22 protein-coding genes and 2 tRNA genes are annotated in these 23,902 nt (G+C 44.6%); 14 read left to right on the forward strand and 10 right to left on the reverse strand.

Going from position 1 to position 23,902, the window contains the following annotated elements; genetic code table 11:
* Positions 1-19: 19 nt before the first annotated feature.
* Positions 20-400 (forward strand): RrF2 family transcriptional regulator, encoded by a 381-nt coding sequence (locus BUA14_RS00210; RefSeq protein WP_072770739.1) that lies wholly within the window; start codon positions 20-22, stop codon positions 398-400.
* A gap of 26 nt (positions 401-426) precedes the next feature.
* Complete coding sequence (locus BUA14_RS00215) at positions 427-1,632, forward strand: MFS transporter (protein ID WP_072770740.1); 1,206 nt, start codon at positions 427-429, stop codon at positions 1,630-1,632.
* Positions 1,633-1,641: 9 nt separating this feature from the next.
* Here the strand turns inward: BUA14_RS00215 and BUA14_RS00220 are convergent, their stop codons facing one another.
* From BUA14_RS00220 to BUA14_RS00230, 3 genes are all read right to left on the reverse strand, one after another.
* Entirely contained in the window at positions 1,642-2,310 is a 669-nt protein-coding gene (locus BUA14_RS00220) for a hypothetical protein (RefSeq protein WP_072770741.1), read from the reverse strand.
* 182 nt (positions 2,311-2,492) lie between these two features.
* On the reverse strand, positions 2,493-3,329 hold the full coding sequence (locus BUA14_RS00225; protein ID WP_072770742.1) for a prohibitin family protein: 837 nt from the start codon (positions 3,327-3,329) through the stop codon (positions 2,493-2,495).
* Between the two features lie 233 nt (positions 3,330-3,562).
* Positions 3,563-3,638, reverse strand: a tRNA-Thr gene (locus tag BUA14_RS00230).
* Between the two features lie 231 nt (positions 3,639-3,869).
* Between BUA14_RS00230 and BUA14_RS00235 the strand changes: the two genes are divergently transcribed.
* Together BUA14_RS00235 and BUA14_RS00240 are read left to right on the forward strand one after the other, a co-directional pair.
* The gene (locus BUA14_RS00235; RefSeq protein ID WP_084078282.1) at positions 3,870-5,144 is read left to right on the forward strand and encodes a [Fe-Fe] hydrogenase large subunit C-terminal domain-containing protein; all 1,275 of its coding nucleotides are present in this window, start codon (positions 3,870-3,872) and stop codon (positions 5,142-5,144) included.
* Positions 5,145-5,313: 169 nt separating this feature from the next.
* Positions 5,314-5,778, forward strand: a complete 465-nt coding sequence (locus BUA14_RS00240) for a DsrE/DsrF/DrsH-like family protein (RefSeq protein ID WP_072771187.1) — start codon at positions 5,314-5,316, stop codon at positions 5,776-5,778.
* Positions 5,779-5,976: 198 nt separating this feature from the next.
* Here the strand turns inward: BUA14_RS00240 and BUA14_RS00245 are convergent.
* Together BUA14_RS00245 and BUA14_RS00250 are read right to left on the reverse strand one after the other, a co-directional pair.
* Positions 5,977-6,051: transfer RNA gene (locus tag BUA14_RS00245), tRNA-Thr, on the reverse strand.
* Between the two features lie 565 nt (positions 6,052-6,616).
* Positions 6,617-7,975 carry an aminotransferase class V-fold PLP-dependent enzyme gene (locus BUA14_RS00250; RefSeq protein WP_072770744.1) on the reverse strand — a complete coding sequence of 453 codons (1,359 nt, stop codon included), beginning with the start codon at positions 7,973-7,975 and terminating at the stop codon, positions 6,617-6,619.
* Positions 7,976-8,124: 149 nt separating this feature from the next.
* On the opposite strand from BUA14_RS00250, the gene BUA14_RS00255 reads away from it, so the two are divergent.
* The 8 genes from BUA14_RS00255 (at position 8,125) to BUA14_RS00290 (ending at position 17,426) form a co-directional block, all read left to right on the forward strand.
* Complete coding sequence (locus BUA14_RS00255) at positions 8,125-8,400, forward strand: hypothetical protein (RefSeq protein ID WP_072770745.1); 276 nt, start codon at positions 8,125-8,127, stop codon at positions 8,398-8,400.
* 364 nt (positions 8,401-8,764) lie between these two features.
* The gene (locus BUA14_RS00260) at positions 8,765-9,694 is read left to right on the forward strand and encodes a LysR family transcriptional regulator (protein WP_072771188.1); all 930 of its coding nucleotides are present in this window, start codon (positions 8,765-8,767) and stop codon (positions 9,692-9,694) included.
* A gap of 17 nt (positions 9,695-9,711) precedes the next feature.
* Positions 9,712-10,677 carry a LysR family transcriptional regulator gene (locus tag BUA14_RS00265; protein ID WP_072770746.1) on the forward strand — a complete coding sequence of 322 codons (966 nt, stop codon included), beginning with the start codon at positions 9,712-9,714 and terminating at the stop codon, positions 10,675-10,677.
* A gap of 177 nt (positions 10,678-10,854) precedes the next feature.
* The gene (locus BUA14_RS00270) at positions 10,855-12,339 is read left to right on the forward strand and encodes an SLC13 family permease (RefSeq protein ID WP_072770747.1); all 1,485 of its coding nucleotides are present in this window, start codon (positions 10,855-10,857) and stop codon (positions 12,337-12,339) included.
* 118 nt (positions 12,340-12,457) lie between these two features.
* The gene (locus tag BUA14_RS00275) at positions 12,458-13,879 is read left to right on the forward strand and encodes an aryl-sulfate sulfotransferase (RefSeq protein WP_072770748.1); all 1,422 of its coding nucleotides are present in this window, start codon (positions 12,458-12,460) and stop codon (positions 13,877-13,879) included.
* Between the two features lie 217 nt (positions 13,880-14,096).
* Complete coding sequence (locus BUA14_RS00280; RefSeq protein ID WP_072770749.1) at positions 14,097-15,221, forward strand: hydrogenase small subunit; 1,125 nt, start codon at positions 14,097-14,099, stop codon at positions 15,219-15,221.
* Positions 15,218-16,621, forward strand: coding sequence for a nickel-dependent hydrogenase large subunit (locus BUA14_RS00285; RefSeq protein ID WP_178371575.1), 1,404 nt, complete (start codon positions 15,218-15,220; stop codon positions 16,619-16,621). Before BUA14_RS00280 ends, BUA14_RS00285 begins: the two co-directional genes overlap by 4 nt.
* Before the next feature lie 88 nt (positions 16,622-16,709).
* Positions 16,710-17,426, forward strand: a complete 717-nt coding sequence (locus BUA14_RS00290) for a cytochrome b/b6 domain-containing protein (RefSeq protein ID WP_143153400.1) — start codon at positions 16,710-16,712, stop codon at positions 17,424-17,426.
* Between the two features lie 89 nt (positions 17,427-17,515).
* On the opposite strand, the gene BUA14_RS00295 is transcribed toward BUA14_RS00290, so the two are convergent.
* Positions 17,516-17,893, reverse strand: coding sequence for an AMP-binding enzyme (locus BUA14_RS00295; RefSeq protein WP_072770752.1), 378 nt, complete (start codon positions 17,891-17,893; stop codon positions 17,516-17,518).
* A 292-nt stretch (positions 17,894-18,185) separates the two neighbouring features.
* Between BUA14_RS00295 and murC the strand changes: the two genes are divergently transcribed.
* Positions 18,186-19,535 (forward strand): UDP-N-acetylmuramate--L-alanine ligase, encoded by a 1,350-nt coding sequence (gene murC / locus BUA14_RS00300; protein WP_072770753.1) that lies wholly within the window; start codon positions 18,186-18,188, stop codon positions 19,533-19,535.
* Positions 19,536-19,749: 214 nt separating this feature from the next.
* Positions 19,750-20,091 carry a nitrous oxide-stimulated promoter family protein gene (locus tag BUA14_RS00305; protein ID WP_072770754.1) on the forward strand — a complete coding sequence of 114 codons (342 nt, stop codon included), beginning with the start codon at positions 19,750-19,752 and terminating at the stop codon, positions 20,089-20,091.
* A gap of 46 nt (positions 20,092-20,137) precedes the next feature.
* Here BUA14_RS00305 and BUA14_RS00310 read toward each other — a convergent pair whose 3' ends face one another.
* From BUA14_RS00310 to BUA14_RS00325, 4 genes are all read right to left on the reverse strand, one after another.
* The gene (locus BUA14_RS00310; protein ID WP_072770755.1) at positions 20,138-20,713 is read right to left on the reverse strand and encodes a 5' nucleotidase, NT5C type; all 576 of its coding nucleotides are present in this window, start codon (positions 20,711-20,713) and stop codon (positions 20,138-20,140) included.
* A gap of 25 nt (positions 20,714-20,738) precedes the next feature.
* Positions 20,739-21,419, reverse strand: a complete 681-nt coding sequence (locus BUA14_RS00315; protein ID WP_072770756.1) for a phosphoribosylaminoimidazolesuccinocarboxamide synthase — start codon at positions 21,417-21,419, stop codon at positions 20,739-20,741.
* 118 nt (positions 21,420-21,537) lie between these two features.
* Complete coding sequence (nadE, locus tag BUA14_RS00320) at positions 21,538-22,305, reverse strand: NAD(+) synthase (RefSeq protein WP_072770757.1); 768 nt, start codon at positions 22,303-22,305, stop codon at positions 21,538-21,540.
* A gap of 60 nt (positions 22,306-22,365) precedes the next feature.
* Positions 22,366-23,823, reverse strand: a complete 1,458-nt coding sequence (locus BUA14_RS00325; RefSeq protein ID WP_072770758.1) for a nicotinate phosphoribosyltransferase — start codon at positions 23,821-23,823, stop codon at positions 22,366-22,368.
* Positions 23,824-23,902: the final 79 nt, after the last annotated feature.

Here is a 23,902-nt window from a genome sequence, read left to right on the forward strand (position 1 = left end):
AATTAGGAGGTAATTTTTTGTGAAATATTCGAGGGCGACGGATTATGCTCTTCATACAATCTTGTTTCTTGCCAGAAACGGCTCGGAAAAGAAATTGGGGGTTCAGGAATTAGCTGAAAAACAAAATGTTTCTCCTACCTACTTGTCAAAGATACTTAACAAGCTGGTTAAGGAAGGGATGATTTATTCTTCACCAGGAGTTAACGGCGGGTATTCCCTAGGTCCCCATTGGGAGGAGATCTCTTTTTTTGATATTATCCAAGCTATAGAAGGAAAAACTTCCTTATTTGACTGTTGCCTGAACTCGAACCCTGAATGCTCCATAAAAAAAGTCATGCTTGCAGCTGAGAAAAATATGGAAGAGGAATTAAGAAATAAAAAAATATCAGAGCTTGTCTAAGCTCTGGTGGAAGAGGGGTTATTTTTATGGCTATGACAATAAAACAGCCTATTCAAAAACAGTCTATTCAATATTCTAAGATCGGTGTGTTATCTCTGGCCCACATGCTCAATGATCTCTATAGCAACTTTTTGCCTCAGATGCTTCCCTTTCTCATTATTTTACATCCGGACTTTACGGCAACCCAGGCAGCCATCCTTGTATCTTCCTTTACCATCTCTTCTTCCTTGGTGCAACCTTTTATCGGCTATTATCTGGATCGCCGCGGTAAACGCTGGTTTGTTTATGTAGGAACTTTATGGATGGCTATCATGCTCAGCTTGACAGGGGTTGTTCATGAGAATTATATCCTTCTGGTTACCTTGGCCACTCTAGCCGGCCTTGGTACGGCAGCCTTTCATCCTCAGGCCTCCACCATGGTCAACATTCTAAGTGGAGACTATAAAGCGGTTTTACTTTCGGCATTTATCGCCTTTGGTAATTTTGGTTTTGCCCTCGGCCCCCTGCTCTTGGTGCCCTTATTCGAGGCCCATGGTTTGCAGGGAACTCTCTACATGGTGGTTCCCGGTGTGATGGTATCCTTGCTCCTCCTCTTTTTTTCTCCCCGGGTCAATGTATCTCCCTCAAACCCTCCTGAGTTTTCCGCTCTGATGGCATCCCTGAAAACTGCTGCGAGGGAACTGAGTACTATCGTCGGAGTCATCGCTGTACGTTCTTTAGCTTATACGGGAATGCTCACCATGCTTCCCCTGTATTTTAAATCCCAGAACCTATCCAATATTGCAGCCAGCCACCTGGTAACCATTATGCTGGCTGCCGGGGCAGTGGGGGGAATTATCGGCGGTTTTATCTCCGATAGATTCGGACGGAAACCGTTGATCGTGGGGTCCCTTCTTCTGGCTACACCTTTGTTCTTTGCTTTCCTCTACACAGAGGGAACCTTGAGCACTGTCTTTCTCGCTTTAGCCGGGGCTTCTCTGCTCTCAAGCTTTTCTGTGACTGTGGTCGCAGCTCAGGAGGTTATTCCCCATAATAAAGCCATGGCAGCAGGTTTAACTTTGGGCTTCGCCGGAGGAGTCGGGGGCCTTGCAGTGGTTCTGATTGGCCGCATCGCCGATCTCTGGGGGCTTCAGATGGCTATTTCTGCTCTCTTTGTCCTGCCTCTCGTCGCCGGTCTGCTGGCGCTGTTTATGAAAAGCCGTCCTGCGGCACGGGTGCAGCGAGGTGCTTAGGCCTTAATTTTAAAAATAGGATCGGCGCTGGGTATTACCTTTTTGTCTCTCCAGTGATTTCACGTAAACCCATTTTTGGAGTCCGCCTGCTGACGAAATGGCAAGTTCAGCCAACTCATCTGCCTTTTTATAATCTTTTTCTCTGTAGGCTGCTTCTGCTTCCAGTGCATAGTGCAAGTACTTATGCTTAATCCGGGCTTTATAAGCTTCAAATTCCTCAAGATTCCCCTGGAGCAGAGCAATTAAAGCCAGATTATGATAGCGGATATTGCTGTTTCTAATCTCTTGAACGGTTGCTTCGGCTTCTCTCAAGAGATTTTTTTCTATTTGCACTGTGGCTGTCAGAGCGATCTTAGCTTGCTTGTACAAAGAACTGAGCCTCTCCAGCTGGATCTCCGCTTCTTGATAATCTTTCTTCACTAAAGAAAGCAACAAGGCGTAATAAGGATGGTCGCTCTTCCGCTGAACATATCTATCCACTAAATTTATATTCTTCGTATAAGCAGCAACGTAGAGATAGAAAGTCACACCGCAAATTGCCAGAATCACATAGAGATAAAGCAATAGCTGTATTACATCGATGTCTAACCCTACATAGTTTTTCAGGATAGCTATGACGATTCCGAGAACTACTCCCAGTAAAATAACTGTTGAATAGTGTCTCACCTTTTTATTCATTATACTAAACTCACTTTCAGTTAATTTTCGGGAGGCTGGCTCAAGTATGCCTATAAAGGCTCTTGCCAAGATCCTTCCATCATAGTAAAGCAACGAGTCACCAAGTATATTAAGTTATAAGTACAGCGAAAGCCACCTGTCACAGGTGGCTTTCTGCGTAAAAAGACCTTTGACTAAGATCTTTACTGACCGCTATTGACATCGATAAAAGGGACTGCACCACCGGTAACATTGGGAAGTTTACCATCCCATTTTTCAATCGCTTTAATCTTAGCTTCAATTTCCCTTAGTTGTACAAGTTCAGAAGTAACTTCTTGCTTTTGAAGCCGCAGAGATTCCGCTTCAGCTTTTGCTTGCTCTACTTTTTGCTTGGCCTCGATTTCAATTCTTTGCAGATCAAGATTAGCCTTTAAAGCCTGCTGCTCAGCGATTTGCTTTTGTTCAATCGCATTGTTGAACTCCTGACTAAATTTGAATTCAGTGATATTTATTTCGTCCAGAACCATATAATAAGTCGCTAATTTTGAAGCAAGAGTCTCTTTGATCTTGGCACTAACTTCTGAACGCTTGGAGATCAACTCTTCAGCCGTATATTGAGCCGTTATTGCTTTCACCGCTTCACCGATAGCCGGATCAACAATTCGTTCTCCATAAGATAATCCGACATTCTGATAAAGCTTATTCACTTGAATAGGGTCAAGATGAAAGTTAACCGCAACGGTAGTCGTAACGATTTGTAAGTCTTTTGAAGCGGCCGTTTGCTCAGATTGAGATTTCTGGACCCTTACCTCCATAGGGACAACGCTTTGAACAAAGGGAATTTTGAAATGCAGCCCTTCCGTTAAGACGATGGGACGGACAGCCCCTAATTGCAGAACAATACCTCTTTGGCCCGCATTCACGATGACAAAGGCATCCAGTGCCAAGATAACAAGAAGTACAATCACAAGCCCAAAGGTAATGAAGCTTTTGTTCATTTTCATTTTGGGTACCATATTGACAACTTTTTCAGAATCCAATTCATGTCCTCCCTTTTAATTTTAATTGTGAAGCAGATGCTTCCTCTTAACTATACCTTATAGTTATAAGAAAAATCTATATTTACTTGCTCAAGAAAAGGATAATTACAACAAAAAACCACTCAAGAAAAGGATAATTACAACAAAAAACCACTCCCTAAAACAAATGAGTCAGCCTGTATCAAGCGGAATTCATAGGTTTCAGGAAATGATCTTCATTCTTAAAATAAAAATGGAGCCGATGGCAGGACTCGAACCTGTAACCTGCTGATTACAAATCAGCTGCTCTACCAATTGAGCTACATCGGCTTGTCTAGCGACAGAACTTATAATAGCATAAGGCTAAAAGTTTTTCAACACCAAAATCGATAAAATTTTATTACCATTTCTTGTTTTCAGCTGCTTATTAAACCTCCCTTGGTATAACCCATCTTTCACCTCAAGTTTACATCTGTGAAGTTTTTGCCTAAAGAAAAATCTCAGATGATTTCCTAAAGCAGGTTAGGGGCATACTAATTTTGATTAAAGGGAGGGCACATGATGAGCAATCTAACCTATGAAGAAATATTCGGCCGTTTGGTCAAAGCATCTTATCAGGGAAAGCTTCAAGAGGAGATCGAATCTCTGGAATCCTCCGGCGATGATCACACCAGGCAGTATGTCCAGTATGCTCTAGGCAAGGGGGATCCGGATAGAGTCGTCTTTCAGGTTAAGTCCTGCAATAAGAGCTGCTCAGAAGAGGACCATAGTTGCGAAGCCTCCTGCCTCTTCAATGCAGTAGTCCGGGATATGGAAGGGAATGTGGTCATCCAAGACCGGAACTGCACTCACTGCGGAGAATGTATCGAGACCTGCTCTTTAGACAGCTTAGTAGATAAAAAAGAATTCATCCCTCTGGTGGAAATTCTCCAGTCCAAGGAGATCCCCGTCTTTGCCATGGTAGCTCCGGCGATTATCGGACAATTTGGAGGTGATGTGACCATGGGCCAGCTTCGAGCCGCACTGAAACATCTCGGCTTTTATGGAATGATTGAAGTGGCACTTTTTGCCGATGTGCTGAGCTTAAAAGAGGCCCTGGAATTTGACAAGCATGTTCAAACAGATAAGGACTTTGTCCTCACCAGCTGTTGCTGCCCCATCTGGGTGGGGATGGTAAAGAGGGTCTATGATACCCTGGTTCCCCATATCTCCCCCTCGGTATCCCCTATGGTAGCTTGTGGGAGGGGAATTAAACGCCTGCATCCCGACGCCAAAACGGTCTTTATCGGTCCATGTATTGCTAAAAAAGCTGAAGCCAAGGAACCGGATATCCGGGATGCGGTAGATGCAGTGCTGACTTTTCACGAACTCAAGCAGATCTTTGAGGCCACGGATATTGAGCCCTCGAAGATGGAGGATATACCTAGTGAGCACTCTTCTACCAGCGGTAGAATCTATGCCCGCACCGGCGGGGTCTCAAAATCTATCTCCGATACCTTAAACCGTATCCGTCCAGACAAGCCGGTAAAGATAAAATCCATTCAAGCTAATGGCGTTAAAGAGTGCAAGGCCCTCCTCAATGATATTATGAATAACGAAATTAAAGCCAATTTCTACGAAGGCATGGGCTGCCCCGGAGGCTGTGTAGGGGGACCCAAGGCTATAGTAGATGTAGATAGGGGTACTGAGTTCGTAAACAAATATGGTGCAGAAGCAGACGCCCTTACACCCGCAGATAATCAGCATGTATTGGAGCTGCTTAAGCAGTTGGGCATCGATAGCGTGGAAGAGCTTCTGGGAGGAGAGTCTGCAGCAATTTTCCAACGGGACTTTTAAAATAAATTTATGGATGGAGGCTGATACCATGGATACACAACAGCAAGCGATAGCTAAACAGGCCTCGGTAATTGAGCTAAAACCTAATACAATAAACCTAAGCCCGGAAAAGGATATAGGCCTGGAGAAGGACATAAATCCGGGAAAGGAAACCACAAGAAACAAGAAGATGACTCTGCTCATATTCAGCGGCGAGTACGATAAGGCCCTGGCCGGCTTGATTCTGGCTAACTCAGGGCGGGAAATGGGCATGGATGTGACTATGTTCTTTGCCTTTTGGGGGCTTTGCCTAGTACGGGATCCCGAGAAAATGACCTTGGAAGATAAATCTCTCTATGAACAGATGTTCGGAATGGTTACTCCTAAGGGAATCGAGGATTTGCCTCTTTCCCGTATGAACATGGCCGGCTTGGGAAAAGCCATGCTCAAAGAGATGATGGAAGATGATGATACGCCTCCCCTTACCGCCTTTCTCGATGGAGCAAGAAAAAAGGGGGTAAAATTCTACGGTTGTAAGCTCTCGGTGGATGTGATGGGTTTTAAAAAAGAGGAATTACTGCCGGAAGTGCAGATTATGACCGCTGCGGATTTTCTTCAAGAGGCCATGGAATCTCAGATACAGTTGTTTATATAAAATATCTTCAGCTTAAACAAAGGCTACTGACTTTACAATGTCAGCAGCCTCCTGCATGCTCTGGGATCATCACAGGGTGAAAAAATCGTTGCAACAAAACGTAAAAAAGACCGGTTGCAACGCGGTGCAACGGAAGCACCTTTTTCAAGCTCCACAGAAAAAAGAAATCCCGCAATCTCTTGCAGGATAAGGTTTCACTGGAGCCGATGGTCGGAATCGAACCGACGACCTGCTCATTACGAGTGAGCTGCTCTACCTCTGAGCCACATCGGCACTTTTAACGAATGTAATTCTACCTGATTTCCTTCTCGAAGTCAACAGGAATAGCTTGTTTCTGTTGCTGTTCCTTAAGTTACTTTAAGTTACTTATTCTCAATTATGCCCATTAGAATTGAATTAATTGAGAAAATTCGTATATTTTAGTGTCTATATTTGTTGAAAACATTGACTTTACGCATGTCCCGTGTTACTTTTTTGTAAGAGTCAGGAAAATAAAGCAATCAAGTTCATAAAAAATGCGGTCGCTTTATCTTCTAGACTTGCGCAATGAAGAATCCCCAGACGTGGGGATTCTTTTCATTTTCACGAGAGCATGGAAGACCTCGCTGAACGAAGAAATGCTCCGGGAATCTTACAGACTCAGATCTCGATTTGAGCTACTAAATAGGCCTAAAAAAATAAGACCCTGCCAGTTATGACAGGGGAAGAAAAAATATATCTTCAAAGGAGGCTAAAAGGAAAAGGTATGGTTATATAATAACCAATAAAAGTGAGCAATGTGTTGCGAGAGTGTGAACGATTTGTGAAAACTTATAGAAAGTTATTGAAGATATATCAATTAATTTCCTATTTTCAAGGACCGAAAAAACCTGAGGTGTGAGCTGGCAATTCTCCCTAGGACATCAAGAAAAATGTCGATTTCCTCCTTGGTGTTGTAAAGTGCTAAACTTACTCTGACCATTCCAGGATGGGGTAAGGAAGGATTAGCTATATGGTGTTCCATCTCCTGCCTGGAGATATGCAAAAGCCGCTGTACATATGGCTGAGCACAGAAACAGCCATTGCGTACGGAAATTCCCCCTTCCTTGGCCAAGTACTCGGCTACATCTTCGTGAAACAGGCCTTCCACATTGAAGGAGATTACTCCGATTCTCTGGGAAAGCTGCTGCTGATTAAGAGGTATTCCACCGTAAAAGGTTATGCCCTCCATCCAACGCAATCGCTCATAAGCATATCCTAATAAGCCTTCTTCGTGCTGCAGCACCTTTTTCATACCTATTGCACTCAGGGTTCGTATGGCAGCGACAAGGGCCACTACCCCCATAAGGTTAGGAGTCCCTGCCTCCTCTTTAGCTGGAGCATCATACCAAAGTACACGATCCGGTGTTACCATCTGAGCTGTCCCCCCGCCCTGATAATCCGGGGCTCCCTGGTCAAAAAAAGCACGAGGACCAATTAATACTCCGGTGCCAAAAGGTGCATACATTTTATGAGCTGAGAAGGCTAAAAAATCGATATGCTCTATGGAATGGGATGGGCGCATATCCACAGAGGCATGGGGAACCAGTTGTGCGCCATCCACACAAATTCTCGCCCCATACCGGTGGGAAAGCTCGGCAATCTTATGAATCGGGTTCCGATGGCCAGTAACGTTGGAAGCTCCTGTAACCGTCACAAGCTTGACTGCGCCCTGGTAGTGCTCCAGCTTGGCCCTGAGGTCATCCATGCGCAGGCGCCCCTGCTCATCAATCTCTATGTAGTCCAAGTGGAATTTTTCGCGCCACGGAAGAAGGTTGGAATGATGCTCCATCCATGTGGTCAGAATAACCTCTTTTTTGTTTTTATTCTGGAAACGATTGGCCAATTTATTAAGTGCCTCTGTAGTATTCTTTACAAAAATGACCACATCTGTCCGAGGGTCCCCTCCAACAAACCTAAGGACCTCAGTCCTGGCCTGTTCATAGATTTGAGAAGAGACAACGGATTTATAGCCCGCTCCCCGATGAACGGAGCCATATAAAGGGGCAAAACGATTGATCTCCTCCAATACAGAGAGAAACGGCGGGGTCGTAGCCCCATTATCAAAATTTATCCCCGGGACTGAACCTCCTGCAGCTAGAGGAACCTGGGTATCTAATCCAAGGAAAAGATGACCGTAGCTGGTCGGTTGTGTCCATGGAAAAAAGCGAAAATTCATCCTTCGACCTCCTATATCAGTGATTCTATTGCTGCGTTTCTATCACTTTGCATTATATGAGGGAGGCAATAATGTGGTCATTGTCCATTCCTGAGAAGGATAATTATTTGATTATATCGAATTATGTCACAGAAGAGAGGTGAGTTTTTTTGCAATCTCAAAAAAGAGAAGACATGATGATTTTCGGTTTCTTTGGTATCGCATTCGTTTGTTTTAATATCATCCTCCCTGTCCAAAGTGATCGCTTTGCCAATAGCATGGAACTTACCTATGTGGTTAGCGCTTTTCTGTCCATAACCATCGCTTTCGTATTTAGCCGAATTGTCCAATGGAATAAGACCAAAAAGCAGAAAGCTATTGAGGAACAACAAGCTGCAGAAAAAGGAATGCACCCGAAACAAAAGTTAAAAAAGAAGAAAACCTGAGCGTTTTTATGTTCTTGCCTGATTTGCGGTACTATTTTCCTATCTATGAACAAATTGTTCCTTGATATTCGACACATTCCATGGTATTTTGTCATAGTCAGGAAAAATGCCGCGTTTGCCTGACGTTGCGTAATAAATTTCTGGACGCAGGAATTTATAACCAGTCTACTTCGTTACCCAAACGAAAAGGGAGTGCCTCTGAACTACTTTTAATGTAGCTAAGAGCGCTCCCTTTCTCGTTTTTCTTCCTAATTCTTTAGAATCAGTGAAGGTCTTTTTAACAACTTAATCTTGTACCCATTTTACCTTTACATAGGATAAAATAGTAATATACCAAAAATTATTGATCATTATCGAGGTTCTTATGCGTTTAGAACAATTACAACATATTATTGAAGTTTACAATAAAAAATCAATCTCAGAGGCGGCTAGAACCTTTCTGATGAGTCAGCCGCAGCTTAGTCATTCCATTAAACAGCTTGAGATTGAATTGGGCTATAAGATCTTTCGCCGCAGCAATACCAACCTTATCCCTACAAGCCAGGGTAAAGAAGTCTTGGCTTTGGCTCAGGAGTTGATCAACTATGTCGAAGAAGTCAAAACTCATGCCAGAGGAACTTCTGTTTTATATGGAAATGTAAGTTTAGCTCTCGGCCCGGCTGTTTTTAATGCCTTTGCCTCTCCCCTGATGACTTATGTACATCAAAACTATCCCAATGTAAATCTTGCGATTACCGAAGACAGCGCCAAAGACGTCATCCGTAAGGTAGAAGAAGGCAACAGTATGCTGGGTATCACAGGCTGGCCTAAGGGACAGGAGCATACCCAACTTAAGCTTTTAGATAGTAAAAACATTGCTTATGAAAAAGTCCTGGACACCGCCTTTAATGTGATCGTTGGCAATAAGCACCCTTTAGCACAAAAAAAACGAGTGACCTTATCTGATCTGCAGAAAGTGACGTTTGTCGATTATTATGGGATAAATGAAACTTTTCTGCGAATGTCCGGCATCGCCCCCAAAAACGATCAATCCCTTTTCGTCTATGACCGGGAAATGCTGAAGTTTATTCTCTCTAAGAATAGAGGAGTGGTCATCTTTCCCTCGGTTTTTGCCCACAATGATATCTATTTTAAACAGGGCCTGCTTCAATTACGGCCCATCGACGATATCCCTGACAATATTAACGCATCTATGTACCTTATCTATTTTAAGAATGAACCCTTATCGTTTTTATTAGAGCAATTCATTAAAGTGGTTAAAGAAATTATTCAAAAATCCAGCCAGCAATATTAAACCATCGGGAGGCTTCCATGCGCTTAGAACAGTTTATGCAAATTATTAAAATTGAAGAGCATCAATCCTTTTCAAAGGCCGCAAAAGATCTGTTCATCAGCCAACCCTCTTTTAGCATCTCCATTAATAATTTTGAAGAGGAACTTGGGTTTAAACTATTTGAACGCAATAATAAAAGAGTTGTGCCCACTGAACAGGGAAAGAAAATCCTCTCCCTGGCTAAAAAAATCCTAGACGTTGAAGAGAAGATTAAAGGGATTATGGGCGGCAATGACGTCTTAATCCGCAATCTTCAGGTCGCTGTCCCTGCTGCCTGTGCTAATGCTATTTTTTCACAAATCCTGATTGATTTCCGGGAACTTTACCCCAGTGTCAATCTGCATGTTCAAGAAGCCCGCTTCTATGAAATTATCGACATGATGGAAAAAGGAGTCTACTCCCTCGGGGTGATAGCCAGCCCCAAAAACCAGGAGCAAGAACTCTTAAAAAAGCTTACAGGCAAAGGTATTGCCTGTGAGATGATTCCAGGAAAAGACAACTTAAATATGAATCTTTTTATTAGCAGCCGTAATTCTTTAGCCTATCAAGAATCAGTCAGCATAACGGACCTTCAAAATCTTATCACCATTTCCTACAAAGAGAACTTTACCTTTGCCTTAAAAGAAATGGACGATATCAACAAACACGTATTTACTTTATCCAGCTACTTTTCTCCTTCAAATAAAGAAATCATTGTTCAAGATATTGAACTTGTTAAAATGCTCATCAGTGAAAATTTAGGATACGCTATTTTCCCGAACATCTTTTCCATAAATAATTTATATGTAAAAAAAGGCCTTATAAAAGCACTCCCCATTAGGGAGTTCAATGATCTCTACAATCATTGCATTCTTTACTCCAGTAAAGAGCCTCTCTCTCTTATTGAAAAAAAGTTGTTAATTCTTGTACGACAATCCCTTAAAAACACCATTATAAATCAGTAAATTATTTCGCTTAAGCTCTAAAACTCCAACATTCCGTACGAACACAAGGTTATTTGCCTTGTGTTTATTTTATTTTTCACATGCTCTTCATAATAAAACCTATATTATACAAACCTATAGCTCCACCCTAAAATAGAAAGCAATCACAATCACATATTAACATAGGAGGTTAACACTATGGCTGTTAAACACATTGAAGAGTCCTCATCGCCACAGGTCACCCCCCAACCCGGAATGGACAAAGAACTTATCAAGGTCTTATTCTTTTTTGTGATTGCAGGTTTAGGATGGATTCTACCGGCACCGGCTCCTATTACCCCTATTGGTATGAAAGTATTTTTCGTATTCATCGCAACAGTATATGGCTGGACTATATCTGAAAAAGTTTGGCCGAGCTTATTTGCCTGCTTAGCGTTCCCTCTTACAGGGGTAGCAACTATGAAAGAATTTGTTGCCATGGGCTGGGGCAGCGATGTTTTTTATTTCATGGTGCTTGCCTTTATACTCGTTAAGTTCTTGGAAGAAGCTGGTGTAAGCCAATTCCTGGCCTCTTGGCTCATGAGCCGCAAAGCTCTCCAAGGGCATCCCTGGCGCCTGATTTTTATGGTCTTGTTCACAGCTTATCTTGTTTGCAGCTTAGTTAATATCTTTATCGGTATGCTCTTAGTATGGCAAATCGTCTATACCATGACCGATACCATTAAGCAAAAACCTTTTGATAAATTCCCTACTCTAATGGTTTTCGGGATTGCTATGATGGGAGGACTGAGCCTCTGTGCCATGCCTTGGGGCGGTAATGCTATCGTGAACCTCGGGGTATATGCCAACCTTATGGGTGAGCCAGGAAACATGATACGTTATATGGCTTTTAGCTTGCCTGTAGGGGTAATCTCCATATTTGCCTACCTTCTTCTCTGCAAATATGTTTTTAGGCTTGATATCACATCCTTAAAGAAATTAACCAATGACTTAATTAACCCCGAGGATTTAAACGTAACCCCCATCAAAAAAATCGCTCTGGTTTCTTTAGGAGCTTTCATTGTTCTATTGCTGTTACCAAGTGTCTTGCCAAAGGGAAATGCTTTTGCTAATCTGCTGAACCATATGGGCGTAGTGGGCGTTATTGTACTGGTCTTTGGCGTACTCTCCCTGATAAAAAGTAACGACCAAAATATTTTTAACTTCGCAGCGCTGGCGACTAAAGGCGTACCTTGGAACATGGTGGCCATGGTTCTTGTCATCTTAGCCATCGGCGGCTGTCTAATGAACCCCAAAACAGGTGTCAATGAATTCCTCCAGCTCAACGTGGCTCCCATACTTACCAGTTTATCCCCACTCATGTTCGTTGTGGTTATTACTCTTATTACCGTTTTCCTCACCAACTTCATGATTAACATGGTTGTGGTTGCCCTTTTCTTACCTGTGGTCATCAGTATGTCCACTACTTTAGGCATCAATCCCGAACAGGTTTCTTACTTAGTCATGGTCGCCAGCAGCATTGCCATCTTAACTCCGGCTGCCTCTGCCGCGTCCGCTATCTTGTTCCCCAATACCAAATGGATTCGCCCTAAAGATGTCTACCAATATGGATTCCCCACAGTCATCGCGATTACTGCTATAGCCATTTCCTGGAGCTACGTATCAGGCTTGTTTTTGTACTGATTTTACACTTAAGAGGCTTTGAAGCTCTCTTTTTCGGACTTCTCTTCATAAGCCTTAGCTATGGTTTAAGGTGCTATGAAGTTGAATCAAATACATTTGAATCTTAGGAGGTTTTAGTATGGGTCATCCAAGCGTACATCCCACAGGAGTCACTATCTACAATCCGGAAAAATGTTTTAATGGCTACACTCTTTTTCCTGCCAATGAGCATGGGGCAACCTTAATTGATATGAATGGCGGCGTGGTCAGCTTCTGGAAAGACTTCCAAGGTTTCCCTAACAAACTTTTAAAAGGCGGCTATATTATGGGCAGCCTTGGAGAAAGAAATGTTCTCTGTGGTTATCAGGATCAAATCGATCTGGTCCAAATCGATTGGGACGGCAATATCATCTGGAAATTTGATAAACATGAATTTATCGAAGATCCCGATGAAGAGCCCCAATGGATGGCAAGGCAGCACCATGATTACCAAAGAGAAGGCAATCCGGTGGGCTATTATGTACCTGGCATGGAATGTAAAGTAGACAGCGGGAACACTCTCATACTTACTCATCGCAATTGCCATAATAAAAAAATGACCGACAAGAAACTTCACGATGACACCATCATTGAAGTGGACTGGGAAGGAAATACTGTCTGGGAATGGAAATGTCATGAACATTTTGACGAGTATGGTTTTACCAATGGAGCTAAAAACGCCTTATACAGAGATCCCAATATGACTCCGGCAGGTGCTGACTGGATGCACATTAACTCCATCAGCGTTCTCGGACCTAATAAATGGTATGATGCAGGAGATGAGCGCTTCCATCCGGATAACATCATCTTTGATGGCCGGGAAACCAATATTCTAGCTATTATTTCCAAAGAAACCGGAAAAATCGTTTGGAAGCTGGGTCCAAACTATGATGAAAACGAAGCTACAAAAAAAATTGGAGTCATCATCGGCCAGCACCATGTTCACATGATTCCGAAAGGCCTTCCTGGAGAAGGAAATATCTTAATCTTTGATAACGGCGGCTGGGCAGGCTATGACCATCCCAACCAATTCACTTCTACGGGTAATAAAGCGGTTCGCCGTGATTTCTCTCGAGTCCTGGAGATCGATCCCACCACCCTGGAAATCGTATGGCAATTTTCACCTGCTGAGATGGGACATGGGATGCCCTTCCATGCCTCCCATTTCTATAGCCCCTTCATCAGCAGTGCCCAACGGCTCCCTAACGGCAACACCCTCATTACCGAGGGCTCTGACGGGCGTTTGCTGGAAGTAACCAGCGATCACGAACTGGTCTGGGAATACATCTCACCCTATTGGGGAAAACAAATGCCCATTAATATGATTTACCGTGCTTATCGTTATCCCTATGATTATGTCCCTCAGTTGGAGCAGCCTGAGGAGGTTGCCATTGAGCGCATGGATAATACCACCTTCAAACTCCCCGGCGCTAAAGGCAATGAACCTCAAAGAGTCATCGAAGTTGCCGGTACTAAAGGCTATGGTGAATCCGTCGGTTTCTGCGTTCAAAAAGATGAGTAGTTAAAAGTTAACTGAGTGGCCGCTGTTCAAGGAACTTAAGTTCCTTGAACAGCGGTCCTTTATTTCACAGTTAGACGTAGATTAACAGTGTCTGGGATGCAATTCATACATTCATTTTAGCCAAATAGCACTATGCCACTATTTACATGTACTGCTCTACCTGGGCGGATTTTTTTACATATTCTGGGGATAATAATTTATTGAGGAGGGTTATGCCGTGCTTAATCGTCGAGAATTTCTTAAGCTGGTGGTCAAAGGAGCAATTCTGGGCAACTTCATCAGTTTAGTAACCCCCGAACTGGAAAAAGCCCTCGCACAAGGAGAAATTAATAGACTTCCCATTATTATGGTGGAGACAGGAACCTGTACCGGAGACAGCATCTCCTTGGATAATATCTGGTCACCCACTCTATCCGATATATTTACCAACATTACTGAATGGCGTTATGACTGGACCATGATGCAATCACAAGGGAAGCTGGCCTATGACGTTTTGTTGGAGACAGAAAAAAATCAAGCTCATGAATTTGTCCTTCTTGTTCAGGGAGCTATGATTCGTCGGGATGGAGGCCATTATAACTACGCCGGATTGGAAAACGGCCAACTGATCACTGGTCTGGATTTGGTACGCAGACTGGGGCTAAAAGCCAAATACGTAGTGGCTGTCGGTCATTGCGCTACCTATGGAGGGCCCGTCGCCGGATACCCTAATCCTACACAATGTACAGGAGTACAAAACATCTTACCTGAGCGCCGGGTGATCAATGTCTCCGGATGCCCCGCCCACCCGGATTGGATTGTGGGTACCCTCCTTCATTTAGCTCTTTATGGGGAACCCGAATTGGAGAAATTCGGCCGGCCGAAAATGTTTTATGGAGAGACTATCCATAATAATTGCCCCCGTCGTCGCTACTACGACCAGGGCATATTCGCCACAGATATCGGTCAAAAAGAATGCCTCTACCGGGTAGGCTGCAAAGGCCCGGTCACTTATGCTGATTGCCCTATTCGTCGCTGGAACGATCGTTATAACTGGCCTATAGGGTGCAATTCTCCCTGTATCGGCTGTACCGAACCCGGTTATCCTGATCTTATGGAGCCCTTTACCGCCCATTTCCCCGATATCCCTTTTCCAGGAGGAAGCCGGGCGACAACGGATCGAATCGGCAGAGGGGTCTTGGGCGTGGCTGCTTTAGGGATCGGTGGCCACTTTTTAACCTCTTTTTATAATGGTCGCCTTCATCGCAATATCATTAAGTCCACCATTAAGGGAAAGAAAAAGGTTAAGGTAAAAAAGGTTAAAGTCTGTCATTACTATCGGCCGAAAGAACCAAAGGAGTGAGCTTGCTGGAAAAGAAAGTTATCTTTCCATTTACCCGTATTCATAATCCAATGTTAGTGGAAGCTTATCTGGAAAACGGCGTTATCCAAGATGCCTTTATCTCGGATACTCTTTACCGGGGCTTTGAGCAAATTCTCGAAGGCCGTCCTGCTTTTGATATGCCTTATTATACTCAGCGCATCTGTGGCATATGTTCCTCTGTTCATGCTGTAGCAGCAGCTTTTGCTGTAGAACAAGCACTGGGCATGACTGTTCCCGCCAATGGATTGATCCAACGCAATCTTATTATGGGCAGTGATTTTCTGCAGAATCATATTCGGCATTTCTATCTCATGAGTATGCCGGATTATTTTAAGGGACCTGACATCCCTCCTTTTACACCTCATTTAGAGGGCGATATCCGATTTAATACTGAAGAGAACCAACGCATGACGGAGCATTATTTTCAAGCTGTGGAGATTTCCCGGGATGCTCATGCCGCCTTCGGTGTATTCGGAGGAAAGGCTCCCCATGGGCACGGAATCGTACCCGGTGGATGCACCATGCATGTGGATGCCGATAAAATCAATCGCTATCGAGGCTATTTGAGCAAAATTCTCGAATTTATCAATAATGTTATGATACCCGATATGGAGTTCCTGGTGGAACGCTACCCGGAGTATGTCCACCTAGGAAAAGGCAATGGTAACTTTCTCTCAGTGGGAGGCTTCACACAACCGGATGGCGGTACCTTATTCCCTCACGGAATTGTGCTCGAAGATAAACACCAGCCCTTTGATGACCGGTTAATCCTGGAGGAAGTGACAACGGCCTGGTATAAGCCAACACACCCTGCTCACCCTTGGCAGGGAATAACCGAGCCGGACAAAAGTCAACCTCAAGGTTATACCTGGGTCAAGGCTCCCCGCTACCAGGGGTATGCCCTGGAAGTAGGCCCCTTAGCCCGCGCCGTGATAGCTAAGGAAAAAATTATCGGCTATGGGACCATCGGCCGTCATTGGTCCCGGGTCATGGAAACCAAGAAGATTGCCGAGGCGGCCATGATTTGGCTGGAACGCCTGGTTCCTGGGGCAGAGACTTTAAATACTAAGGTCCAGCAGGAATCCGGTATGGGTATCGGCTATGTGGAGGCCATGCGAGGGGCTTTAGGCCATTGGGTAAAAATCGAAAAGGGGCGGGTTAAACATTATCAAATCATAACACCATCGACTTGGAACTTTAGTTCGCGGGATGAAGCCGGTAACTGCAGTGTAGGGGAATTATCCATTCGCGGCCTCACCATCAAGCATCCGGAACTAAAAGAAGCCGGAAGAGTGATTCGCTCCTTCGACCCTTGCTTTTCCTGCAGTGTGCATCTCATCGATGGAGAACAACTCCGTACTTTAGATGTCCGGGTCTGACTATTATGAAAGACTTAAATCGTAAAAAACCAAAAACCTGACTTTACACACAGGCGTGAACGGTTTTAGTGGGAGCGGAGGTGAAATCGTGAAATGCAATAAAAAAAACCAAGATTCTCAACCCCAGCTTAAACTCCGCAAGCCGGTCGTTAAAGAATTAAATAAAGATCAGTTAATTAATCATATTGAGATGAGACAACCTGCTTCAGTCCGCTTTTTCCATTGGGGATTTGCCTTTTCTCTTATTGCAATTATTCTTACCGGTCTGATCCTTCATCAGCCTCCCCCCTTTCTGGCGTTGCCCTATGGCAAAGTCTTCGTGATGCATGTGAGCTTTGGCTGGCTGGCCTCGGCTTTTTTCATCTTTCGTTTAGTGGATATGCTCATGCGCAAGGATAAAACACTCCTTCTCTCTTGGCAGGATATCAAGAACCTTCCCAAAGTTTTTGCCTATTATTTTTATCTCCGTTCCAATCTTCCTCCTTATGGGCGGTATAATTCAGGACAAAAAGTGATTTTCACCAGCTGGTTTCTGCTTTTTCCTTTTCTGGTCTTCATCTCCCTAGCCTCCTACTGGGCGGGTGAACGCCTGGATTGGGTTATAAAGCTCTTAGGCGGTATCCAAGTCCTGCGCATAATTAAATATTTTGGAGCCATTTACTTTGCTTCCACCATTCTTCTCCATATCTACCTGGGCCTCACAGAAAATCTTAACAAACTCCAGGCCATGGTTACAGGGTATGAGCAGAAGAACTCTGAAAAAAGCCCCGCCTACCAAAGTCCAGATTATCATACTAAACGATAGTGAGGCATGTCGAGCCGCTGAGGCAAACAAAAAAGTTCCTTGCTTAAAGGAACTTTTTTATACTTATTTTAATCTATCTTATACTGTACTTAATTCCAGCCTTGTAAGACCGTCCTTAAAATCTTCCCTGAACGGGTCATAGGCAGCTTTTCTTTGATTTTAACATCGATGGTGCACCGAAGGGAAAAATGTTCCCGAACATAGTGAACAACATCTTGAGTAAAGCGCTCATAGTCCGCATCACTGCCCAGGCCATCTTCCAGTGCCAAATACACACTTAAAATCTGACACTGTGTAAGATCATCGGACTTAGCCACCACACCAGCTTCTAAAACCCGCGGAAAATCCATTAAAACAGACTCCAATTGATAGTAGCTGATGGTATTCGTTCCCGAACGGAATCCATCCATGAATACTCCGTCCCACATATCTCTTTCTTTTGCTAAAGCGATCTCTGCTCCACCCATTCTAACTCCTCCTCTAAAGACGGTTCCGTTCACTTTAAGGTCTTTTTATTTATTATAGACTGTTATTTCATTTTCCTCTATAATTCTCTCCGAATTGTCTGAATTTTTAGGCGAGCGGTTTGTATTCTTCCGCGAAATGCTTGTGAAGCCCAGCATAAGCCGCTTTAGGGGTTGAACGCCTTCTCAATACATCGATAACCGCCTAAAAATTTCCGAGTATAAAATGATACATTTTACCTCACTATTGGGTATAATGGAGTGTAGAGTTCGAAACTGAAAGGGAAGATGCATCTTGCCGTTACATATTCATTTTGTTGGAATCAAAGGAACAGGAATGAGTGCTTTGGCTCAAGTTACCGCTCATATCGAAGGAGCCCATATTACGGGCTCAGATGTTGCGGAACGCTTCTTTACCGACGCGGTTCTGGAGCGTGCTCATATTCCCGTTCTTAACTTTTCTGCTGCCAATGTTGAAAAGGCTGATATTGTTGTAGCCTCAGCTGCTTATGGTGAAAATCATGAAGAAATCGCCCGGGCACGGGAATTAAATATTCCTGTCTATTCCTATCCACAATTCTTGGGTAGGCTCATGTCCAAAAAACGGGGTATTGCCGTCGCAGGTACCCATGGTAAAACCACAACCACAGCCATGATTGGGCTGGCTCTCCTTCAATCGGGAATTGACCCTACTATTGTGGTGGGCAGTGATGTTCCCAGCATCGGCGGAAATGCCTATTCTGGTCAAGGCGATTTCTTCCTGGCCGAATCCTGTGAATACCGTCGTCATTTTCTGAATTATTCTCCAGAATACTTGATTATTACGAATATCGAGTTTGATCATCCGGATTATTTCAAGGATTTAGATGATGTGGTGTGTGCTTTTTCGGAAATCGCCCAAAAGATACCACCTCACGGCAAGATTTTTATCTGGCATGAAGACCCTCAAAGAAAAGCGATTCAAGCTCAATCACCGATCATAACCTTCGGGTTGAATGAAGAAGCCGATATCTATGCTACCAATATTCAGTTCCATGACGAAGGAAGTACTATGACCATCGTCGCTCATGGAACTGTAATGGGCGAATTCCATCTCCATGTCAGTGGCAAGCATAATATTCTCAATGCCTTGGCGAGCATCGCCCTGTGTTTGGAAATCGGCGTTCCTACGGAAAAAGTACTGGAGTCATTAAGCCATTTTAATGGTACCAAACGCCGCTTCGAACATATTGGACAGAATGCCGGAGCCCTTATCGTAGATGACTATGCTCACCATCCCACGGAAATCCGCTCAACCCTTGAAGGAGCAAGACTCTCTTTCCCTGACCGCCGTATTCGGGCTGTATTCCAGCCCCATACCTTTAGCCGCACAGAAAAGCTCCTCCAAGAGTTCTCCCAATCCTTCCAAGCTGCTGATGAAGTGGTCATCGCCGAAATTTTCGCTTCCGCCCGGGAAACAAATCTCAATACCATTTCAGCATCCTCTCTGGCGGATTTAATCAGCCAGCAGGGAATCAATGCCCGTTATATCCACTCCCTTGAAGAGATTCAAACTTATCTTGCCCAGACCCTTTCCCCCGGAGATCTGGTTCTGACCCTGGGTGCAGGGGATATCTATAAGGTGGGGCAAAGTTTAGTGTGCTGAACAAGTAGGTCAATAGGCCAACTCTAAGACTATTCTATTGGGTTGATATTGTTTTAGAGCTCTTAGCCTTGAATCACAGTACTTGCTGTGTTTCAGGGCTTTTTACATTGCCTCCGTCGCAAGTCAGAGTAAATTTTCGTAGTCTGGGCTTACTATGGTATACTATAAATTAAAAGCTGATAGATAAGACCTTCACTGGTGAGGGAGGGGTAACATGGCTCAGACCACTCGTGCAGAACGGGAAAAAAAGACCGTCAAGGTCATGATCATGCTCTATTGTAAAGACAACCATAAACCTAATGACGGCCTGTGTGCCGAATGCCAGGAACTCCTGACTTATTCCCAGAAGCGGGCGGAGCATTGCAGGCTTGGAGAAGATAAGCCGGTCTGCGGTGATTGCACCGTACATTGCTATAAAAAGGATATGCGGGAAAGGATCCGCACTGTTATGCGCTACGCAGGCCCTCGAATGATCCTCCACCATCCGTTGATGACCATACAGCATGTTATTGACAAAAGGCATAAGCCGCAGATTGGAGAGGATAGGATTGGCTGACAGGTTCGAAAAACTAAGGAATGGCCCATATAGAGGCCATTCCTTTTTACATGGTGGCAGATCTTGAAAAAGGTGTTCTTCTTCCGATCTCCCTCACTATTTCCCGCCAATCCTGACAACGGATAATTCCTGAGGACAGTTCTCCTTGGTTATAGCTGGCATCCAAGAGGAGCACAGGTACTCCTGCTTCAGAAATTGCCTGGGCATTCCCCAGAAAATCCTCGAGGAATATCTCCAGTTGCCATTGCAGTACATAATCCACTTTGCTCTGGAAGCTCGTAAAGAGGATCTGTTCATGGGGTATCTTGTGCTTTTTCATCCAACGAAGAGTATGGACTTCCTCATCCAAGGATCGAGCGGTAACATAGACCACTTCATGACCCTGGCGGAGGAGCCTTTCAATGCCTTCCTTAGCCCCGGCTACCGGGTCGGGAATATCGAACAAGGTGGCCACATTATCTTCGAAGTACTTCCCCATTTCCTCCCAGGACACACCAAAATCCAAATGCATATCATAATTTTTCAGTTCTAAGATATTGGTCCCAAAATGCCGGTTCAGCTTTCTGAGCCAGGCTTTATAGCTGTCGGAAACTACCCCGTCGATGTCTACACCTATTCGCAAGGACTGTCTCTCCTTTAAATTATTCTCAGCGCATTAGTTCTTCTAATTCCAAGGGCTCTACCCGGCGTCCGTCTTTATAGGCCCGCATATTTCCTCCGGAAATCTCATCGATTAAAGCAATTTGCTTATCATCACCGATTCTGCCGAACTCAAATTTGATATCATAAAGTTCCATACCTCTTTGCGTTAACTCTTCCTTTATGATTCCCGCAATCTTCTGAGTTAACTCTTTCAACACTTTATATTCGTCTTGAGACAGAATTCCCAGCATATCTAAAGCATCTTCAGTAATGGGGGGATCATTCCTATCATCATCTTTCAGGGTCACTTCCACAAAAGCATCCAAAGGTTGTCCATCCTGAGCATATTTCCCATAGCGACGCAGAAAACTTCCCACTGCCCGATAACGGCAAATGACCTCCAAGCCTTGTCCGAAAGGAGTGGCTTTCTTTACTTTCATGGTGCCCGCTTCCAGGTCGGCATCGATATAATGGGTTGGGATGCCCAGAGCGTTAATTTTCTCAAAAAAATACTTGGTCAGTCGCAGGCCTGCTTTTCCTGCTCCTTCGATTTGCAGCCCCACAGTGTTGGCACCTGGATCGAAGACCCCATTTTCCCCAGTGACATCATCCTTGAACTTCAGCAAGCAGTTGCCGTCTTCTAAGGCATAAACATCTTTTGTTTTTCCCGTATAAACCAATTCCATCTGTTTCTACCTCTTTCGTTTATTCTTTATTGCTTTATATTTTTGCATGCTTAGGTAGGGCATTTATACTTTATATTATACCATTTTTTACCCAGCGAAGGCTAAGACATGACACGCCTTATAATTTGGGAAGCTTAGGCAGTTCCAAAGCTGGAGGGAGCTGTCTTTTATGCTCACTCTGCCGATGCATTTTTTCAATCTTCTCTTGCATCTTTTCAGGTACCCCTTCGCCAAGAAGATAGCGATCGATCAGGTCGTAGGTAATGCCCATTTCCTGTTCATCGGTTTGCCCTTCCCACAATCCGGCTGTGGGAACCCGATTCACTATTTTTTCCGGAAGCCCTAGTTGGGAGGCCCAGGCTCGTACTTCAGCCTTGGTCAGAGAGGCAAGCGGGAGAATATCCACTCCCCCATCCCCGTATTTAGTAAAATAGCCTGTATAAGCCTCAGGAGCATTGTCAGTCCCCACTACAAGATAATTAAGGGAATTAGCTACGGTGTATAAGGTGGACATACGCAGGCGTGCCTTAAGGTTTCCTTGGCTTAATTGCTCCTCGAAGGTATATTCTTGAGCGGTGAGAGCCTTCTTGACCGAAGCCAGGATGCCCTGGTGAGCTTGAGTCAAATCGATTTCAACGGCTTTGAGAGATAATGCCTCTGTCGTAAGCCATGCATCTTCTCTGTCCATAGGATTGGATCCGGCCGGTAGTATGACTCCGATGGAATTGTGGGGAAAAGCCCGTTTGCATAACCCCGCCACCACTGCGGAATCTACCCCGCCTGAGACACCGATCACCACTCCTTGGGCACGAGCTTCTTGGACGCGCTCCCGGAGCCATTCTACAGCCCGGTTAATTCGTATTTCTAATACTTCAGCACTCCACATAGTTTTCCCTCCTTAATTTACTCCTTGAAGCGGTTCACTATGAACCGCTTTTTTAACAACTCATCTGGATAATCTTTTAGTCTGCTCTTCCTCTATCTTAGTGCTGATTTCCAGGAGCAGGGACTGCCTTAGCTCGAAGAGCTTCGGCGATAAGTCCACGATATAACGGTGGGGGTTAACCAGACGTTTCACTTCATCCCATAAGGTCTCACATTCATGCCGGGCGTAAGTCTGGATATCTTTGAGATGGGGCAGTTCATAGACTTGTCTGCCCCCCCGGAAAACCGGCCTCAGGAGCTCCCGGGTCTTAAAATCAGTAAGGGTCTTGCGCTTCCATGTCTCAATAGGGTCGAAGATGGTTAAGGGTTCTTCAAAATGCTCATCTTCTAAGGCAATCAAATCCGCCATGGCCTTTCCGCGCCGATCGTAAAAGCGCACGAGCTTCTTAATGCCAGGGTTGGTTATCTTGGAGATATTCTCCGAGACTTTAAGGCGGGGCTCAAAGATCCCATTCTGGCCTTCGGCAGAGAGCTTATAGACTCCACCTAAAGCCGGGGTATCCTTGGAGGTAATTAAGTGAGTACCTACCCCCCAGGAATCGATAGCCGCCCCTTGAGCGCGAATAGCTGAGATGGTATGCTCATCCAAATCATTGGAGGCCACAATTCGTGCATGTTCAAGACCTGCTTCATCCAGCATTCTGCGGGCTTCCCGGGAAAGATAAGTTAAATCACCGCTATCAATGCGGATACCTAAAAAGCGATGTCCCTCCGCTTCCAGCTCCAGCCCTACCTTGATGGCGTTGGGGACTCCGGATTTAAGTACATTATAAGTATCCACTAAAAGCAGACATTGATCCGGGAAGGTTCTGGCATAGGCCCGGAAGGCTTCCAGCTCATCAGGGAAGCACTGAATCCAACTATGGGCTTGAGTTCCAGACAGGGGGATGCCATAGCGTTTTCCAGCCAACACATTGGAAGTAAACTGACACCCTCCGATAAAAGCCGCTCGCGAGCCCAATATCCCGGCATCAGGTCCCTGGGCCCGTCTTAAACCAAATTCCATGACACTTCCTCCACCGGCAGCAGCTGCTACCCGGGAGGCTTTCGTGGCGATGAGCGTCTCAAAGTTTATTATATTAAGGAGCGCTGTCTCGATGAGCTGAGCTTCAAAGATCCGGGCTTTCACCCGCACCAGAGGTTCATAGGGAAAAACTACAGTCCCCTCAGGAACGGCATCTATATCGCCATGGAATCGGAAATCCTTCAATAGATTAAGAAACCCCTGATCGAATATGTTTAATCCCTTGAGATAAGCCATATCCTCTGAAGAAAACCGCAAGTTTTCAATATACTCCACGACCTGCTCCAGGCCCGCAGCTATAGCATAACCGCCCCCACTGGGGATTTTGCGAAAATAAAGATCAAAGACCGCCTCCTTATTTTCATAGCCATTTTGGTAATAGCCTTGCATCATCGTGAGTTGATATAAATCAGTTAACAGAGCAACATCCTGCACTTAAGCAGCCCTCCTCTTTCCTGGTAGGACATATTTACACACATTTGTTCTCATTTTATCCCCACAAAGGAAGAATCTA

The sequence above is a fragment of the Desulfitobacterium chlororespirans DSM 11544 genome, assembly GCF_900143285.1.
Taxonomy (GTDB): Bacteria; Bacillota; Desulfitobacteriia; order Desulfitobacteriales; family Desulfitobacteriaceae; genus Desulfitobacterium; species Desulfitobacterium chlororespirans.